Here is a 5,757-nt window from a genome sequence, read left to right on the forward strand (position 1 = left end):
GCCACGCTCGGGATCGACGTCGTTCTCGACGAGGCCGAGGGGTACGCGTACCTCGCCACCCGCGAACCCGAAGACGGCGAAGAACCGCTGCCGCGACTCGTGCGGCGCCGCAGCCTCACCTACAACGTGAGCCTGCTCCTCGTCCTGTTGCGGAAGCGAATGGTCGAGTTCGAGTCGTCGGGCGAAGAAGGGAAGCTCGTCTTGACGAGAGATCAACTCGTCGACATGTTCCGCGTGTTCCAAGAGTCGTCGAGCAACGAAGCCCGGGTCGCTGACCAGGCTGATCGCACGATCGCACAGGCGGCCGAACTCGGATTCCTCCGCGAGCTTCGCGGCGATTCCGGCGCGTGGGAGGTGCGACGTATCTTGAAGGCGTACGTCGATGCGCAAACCCTCTCTGACTTCGCCGAACGTCTCGCCGCTTACGCGGGTGCTGGCGAACGAGCACCGAAGTGACCGACACGCTGTTCTCGGCCCTCGATATCCCGACGGCCGCTCACCAGCGCACCGGCTATCGGCTGCAGCGCATCGAATTGTTCAACTGGGGCACGTTCGACAAGCACGTGTGGTCGATGAACGCCAACGGTCAGACATCGTTGCTGACGGGGGACATCGGCAGTGGAAAGTCGACGCTTGTCGACGCGATCACCACCCTGCTGCTGCCGGCGAATCGCATCGCCTACAACAAGGCAGCGGGCGCCGACGTGAGAGAGCGCACACTGCGCAGCTACGTCGAGGGTCACTACAAGCACGAACGCAACGAGGCCACGGGCGCGTCTCGGCCGGTCGGTTTGCGCGATCACCGGTCGTACTCGGTGATTCTGGGCGTCTTCGCCAACGAGGGCTACGGCGAGAGCGTGTCGATCGCTCAGGTCTTCCATCAGAAAGATCGGATCGGTCAACCCGACCGCTTCTTCATCACAGCATCCGAAGCGTTATCCATCGATCCCGACTTCACCGGCTTCGGTTTCGAGCTGAAGACGTTGCGAGCACGGTTGCGCACACGCGGCGCCGATGTCGACACCACGTTCCCCGACTACCACCGCCGGGTGCGGCGCCTGCTCGGGATCCGCTCGGAGCAGGCGATGGAACTGTTCCATCAAACCGTATCGATGAAATCGGTCGGCAACCTCAACGACTTCGTCCGCGACCACATGCTCGAGCCCGTCGACGCCCAGCCAAGAGTGAAAGCGATCGTCGATCACTTCGAGAATCTCGTGAAGTCACATGAGGCGGTGCGCAAGGCGACCGACCAACTCGCGGTGCTGGTACCCCTCGTCGCCGCGGCAGATCGGTTCGACGAAACCGCGGCCCGCCACAAAGAGCTCATCGATCAGCGCAGCGCTGTCGCGCCGTACATCACTGAGCGCGTGCGCGAACTGCTCGACGGTGAGATTGTTGCGCGCGGCGCCGAACTCGCGGCGCTCGATGCGCAGAAGTCTGATCTCGCACAACGACGTCAAGCGTTCGTACCGACGCGTGATCGGCTCAAGCTCGAGCGGGCTGGGGTCGGTGGCGACCGGTTGAAAGAGCTGGACGCTGAGATTCCCCGAGCCGACGAGACGCACGCTCGGCGCGCCGAACGCCGCCGCAGTTACGACGAACTGCTGAATACTGCCGGGTTCGACCCCGCCAACGACGGCGACGACTTTCTGGCGCGCGCCGAAGAAGCAGGCCTTCGACGCGCCCGCCTCAACGACCAACGAGCCGACATCACGACGCGGCGAGACCCGCTGTTCGAGAGACGCACGGATACGCGCCGCGCGCGCGACACTGCGAAGCAGGAGATCGAGAGCCTTCGGCTGCGACGCAACAGTCTGCCCGCCGATCTAGATCGGGTCCGGTCGACGCTGTGCGACGCCCTGGATCTCACCGAAGATGAGCTGCCATTCGCCGGCGAGTTGCTCGAGGTCTCTGACGACTTTGCCGACTGGCGCGGTGCCGCCGAACGCGTTCTGCGGGGCTTCGCGCTGACCATGCTCGTGCCGCAGGATCTGTACGCGCGAATCTCCACATGGGTGAACGACAATCGGCTCAACGCGAAATTGGTGTATCTGCGCGTTCCCGAACGCCGAATACGCGCGGTTCCGACGGCCCACACCGGCAACCGACTTGTCGATGCCCTCACGATCGAACCCGGCCCATTCGGTGACTACCTCGCGTCAGAGCTCGCCGTTCGCGCGGATCACGTGCTTGCGGCATCCGTCGATCAACTTCGCAAAGAGGATCGGGCGGTGACCCGCGAAGGCCTCGTGCGCGATCGAGATCGGCACGAGAAAGATGACCGCAACAGCGCCGCCGACCCGCGTCGGTGGGTGCTCGGCCGCGGCAGCGAGCAGAAGATCGCCGCCCTGCAGACCGAGCTCGATGGTTCCATTGCCGAGCTCGAGTCTCTCGAGCAACAGCTGACGGCGATCGACGACGAGCACCGCACACTGCTGAGTCGTGCCGAGGCGCTCGCCGCGCTCGCGCAGTACCGCTCGTGGTCAGAGATCGACGCCGAGGCCTCTGCCTCGACGGCCTCGGCGTTGAAGGCCGAGCGCGATCGGCTCGTCGGCGGGTCGTCGCAACTCGCGGCGATCGACGCGCAGCTCGAGGAGATCGATGCACGCGATGCCGCTCTTGGCGACGAATCTGACGAGGTCGTCGCCCGCATCGGCGCAGCACGCGATGCGTTGGCGAAGGCACGTTTGCGGCGGCGCGCCGAAGACGAAGCTCTCGCTGCGATGGGGCCTTCGGTCATCGAGCAGGCGCGCACGTTGTACTCCGCACTGGCCGACCGGGTCACCAGGGTCAATGTGCGAACCGTCGAAGACTGTGACCGGATGCGTGGCACGCTGATCGACACACTCACGTCTGCCATCGAGTCGGCTCAGCGAGAGATGAACGGCTACACAACTGGCATCCAGCAGCAGATGGGTGAGTTTCTGCGGCGGTGGGCAGAGCATCGTGGCGAGCTTGATGCGAGCGTGCGGTCGATCCCCGAGTTCCGTGCGTTGCATGAACGCGTCACGCGCGATGATCTGCCCCGATTCGAGGCCGAGTTTCGGCATGAACTTGACACCAACGCAGTGCGCGAACTCGCGCAGTTCAATATGTGGCTGCGCCGACAGGCCGAAGAGATACGCGGGCGAGTTGAGATCATCAACGAAGCGCTCGCTGCAATCGACTACAACCCGGGCCGCATAATCGTGCTGGTCGCCGAGCCGACCGTCAATCAGGACGTGCGACAGTTTCGCTCCGATCTGCGGGAGGCGACCGCCGACGTGCTCGCTGCCGAAGGGAACGCTGCCGACGTTGAACAGCGGTTCGAGCAGATTCGACACCTCATCGAGCGCCTCAAGGGTCGCGTTGGGCACACCGATAGTGATCGGGTTTGGATGCGGCGCGTCACCGACGTGCGCAACTGGTACACGTTCGCAGCGAGCGAGAAGGATCGCCGCAGCGGTGAGGAGTTCGAGCACTACACCGACTCCGACGGCAAGTCAGGAGGGCAGAAGGAAAAGCTCGCGTACACGATTCTCGCGGCATCTCTCGCCTATCAGTTCGGACTCGAGTGGGGCGTCGAGAAGTCGCGCGACTTTCGGTTTGCGGTCATCGACGAGGCCTTCGGCCGAGGGTCCGACGCGTCGACCCGCTACGCGCTCGACTTGTTCGCAAAGCTCGGGCTTCAGCTGCTCATCGTCACACCGTTGCAAAAGGTGCACGTCATCGAACCGTACGTAAGCGCGATTGGCTTCGTCGACAATCCGACCGGCGCAGCATCGCGCGTGCATACGCTCACGATTGAGGAGTTTCGAACAAAGCAGCGGAGCCAGGGTTGAGCGACCCCGCACGGTGGTCGACGCCCGCGAATATCGCCGCCGCTGTGCGTCGTCGATGGACCGATGGCACGCTCTTGCGCGCATTCGCAACCGATGACCCGTTTCGCGCGATAGCAATTCCGCTACGCGGGCCAAGTGCCGGTGACCTCGGTGATCACTTTGACGCCGCGCGTGAGTGGTCGAACGACCTACGGCATGCCTCACGCGGCGGGCGCGCCTACACCCTACTCACGGGTCGTATCGGCGGCCGGCTGACCGGTTCCACTGAGGTGCCAATTCGAGCCGTGGTCGAATCGTACGAACAGGCGTGGCTGCTTCTGGGCAGCCAAGCGGATGCGGCGGCCTTCCGCCAACTTGTTGATTCTTCAGAGCATGTGCCTCGCGCGCGGAAGTGGGCTCTCGGTTCACCACTGGCGGCAGTGGCGCTCGCACCAATCTGGCAATCAGTGCTGGGCGCGTACACATGGCTCGACACGCATCGGGGTTCGGGCCATTATCTGCGCCAAGTGAGCGCACCGGGCGTCGACACGAAGTTCATCGAGCGACACCGCAGCGCCTTGGGTTCGATGCTGGGAGTGTCCACCGCGGCGGGAGCCTTCGCCCGAGAGCTCGGACTCGCAAGTAAGCCAGCGACGGTGCGCCTGCGGTTCGATCCCGCCGTGCTCGACGTGCCGAGCGGACTCAGTGAAGCCGTGCTGCGCACAGAGGAACTAGGTGCGCTCGACGCTCATCCACGTCGAGCGCTGATCGTCGAGAACGAAATCACCTACCTTAGCGTTCCGGTTCGACCGGGATGCGTCGTGCTTTGGGGCAAAGGCTACGACGCCGATCAACCGGCATCGCTCCAGTGGCTCAGCGGCACCGAGGTCGTGTACTGGGGCGACATCGACACCCACGGGTTCGCGATCCTCGACCGTGTTCGGGCACACCTCCCGAACGCTCGCTCAGTTCTGATGGACCGTGAGACGTTGCTCGCGCACGAATCGACCTGGGGCCGTGAACCGGCGCCGACCGATGTCGGACTGTCTCGGCTGGATGCTGCCGAGCGCATGTTGTACTCCGATCTCGTGACGGATCGCTACGGGCCTACCGTGCGCCTCGAGCAGGAGCGGATCAATTGGGAATGGGCGCTCGAACGGCTTGAGCAGTAGTCGGGGCCGCAATTCTGCTCGGCTGCGGCGAGCGTCCAAGAGTCTTCGCCGCAACTATGCTGAGCAATCCTGGGACTCCCCCACCGCGTCCCGTCATCCATCGTGATTTCTGACATGAGGTGTCCATCCTGCGATCCCACACCGCCTTGTACATTGACGCGGGCTACCTTCTCGCTGCAGCCGCTACGCGGCTGACTGGTTCTTCTTTTCGCCACAGTGTCGACGTCGACTTCGGGCGCCTACTCAATGACCTCATTGACCTTGTCGAGAAGCGGACGGGGCTCCCAATTCTCCGTGTTTATTGGTACGACGCTGCTCGCGATGGCATCGCGACTCCAGCACAGGAACGAATTGCACTCTTGCCGAAAGTAAAGCTCCGCCTTGGCCGGATCGGAGTCGAGGGCGAGCAGAAGGGAGTCGACCTTCGCATCGGCCTAGACATGGTCGGGCACTCGCGAAACGGAGCAGTGGCAACCATGTATCTTCTGTCGGGTGACGACGACCTAACTGAAGCCGTCGAAGAAGCACAATCTCAAGGCGTGCAGGTGATCGTCCTGGCGGTCCCCTCCAAGACGGGAGAGCGCCATGGCGTCAGCAGGCACTTGATGCTTGCCGCGGACGAACTCGAGATCATCGACGCCGACCTCCTGGATAGCTCAGTGAGCGGAGTTAGCCCACAAGGCACCCCCTCGACAACTGAAGACGAAGACAGCACTCCGACGACACAGGCAAGCCCGGCTGACGTCGCCCGCCAAGCACCTGCTCGCACAATCCCTCTCCTT

At 63.6% G+C, this 5,757-nt stretch carries 3 protein-coding genes and 1 pseudogene; all 4 read left to right on the top strand.

Annotated features, from left to right (window positions below; all coding sequences use genetic code 11):
* Window positions 1-456: pseudogene (locus ASG83_RS12745) on the top strand (DUF4194 domain-containing protein); the annotation flags it as partial.
* Window positions 453-3,824, top strand: coding sequence for an ATP-binding protein (locus ASG83_RS12140; protein ID WP_055861833.1), 3,372 nt, complete (start codon window positions 453-455; stop codon window positions 3,822-3,824). The pseudogene ASG83_RS12745 and the gene ASG83_RS12140, both read left to right, overlap by 4 nt.
* On the top strand, window positions 3,821-4,975 hold the full coding sequence (locus tag ASG83_RS12145) for a Wadjet anti-phage system protein JetD domain-containing protein (protein ID WP_055861834.1): 1,155 nt from the start codon (window positions 3,821-3,823) through the stop codon (window positions 4,973-4,975). The genes ASG83_RS12140 and ASG83_RS12145 overlap by 4 nt, the downstream gene beginning before the upstream one ends.
* Before the next feature lie 119 nt (window positions 4,976-5,094).
* The coding region (locus tag ASG83_RS12545; protein WP_200959294.1) for an NYN domain-containing protein at window positions 5,095-5,757 on the top strand (663 nt) is incomplete at its 3' end.

Origin of the sequence: Yonghaparkia sp. Soil809 (assembly GCF_001429705.1) — a bacterium.
Classification (GTDB): Bacteria; Actinomycetota; Actinomycetes; order Actinomycetales; family Microbacteriaceae; genus Microcella.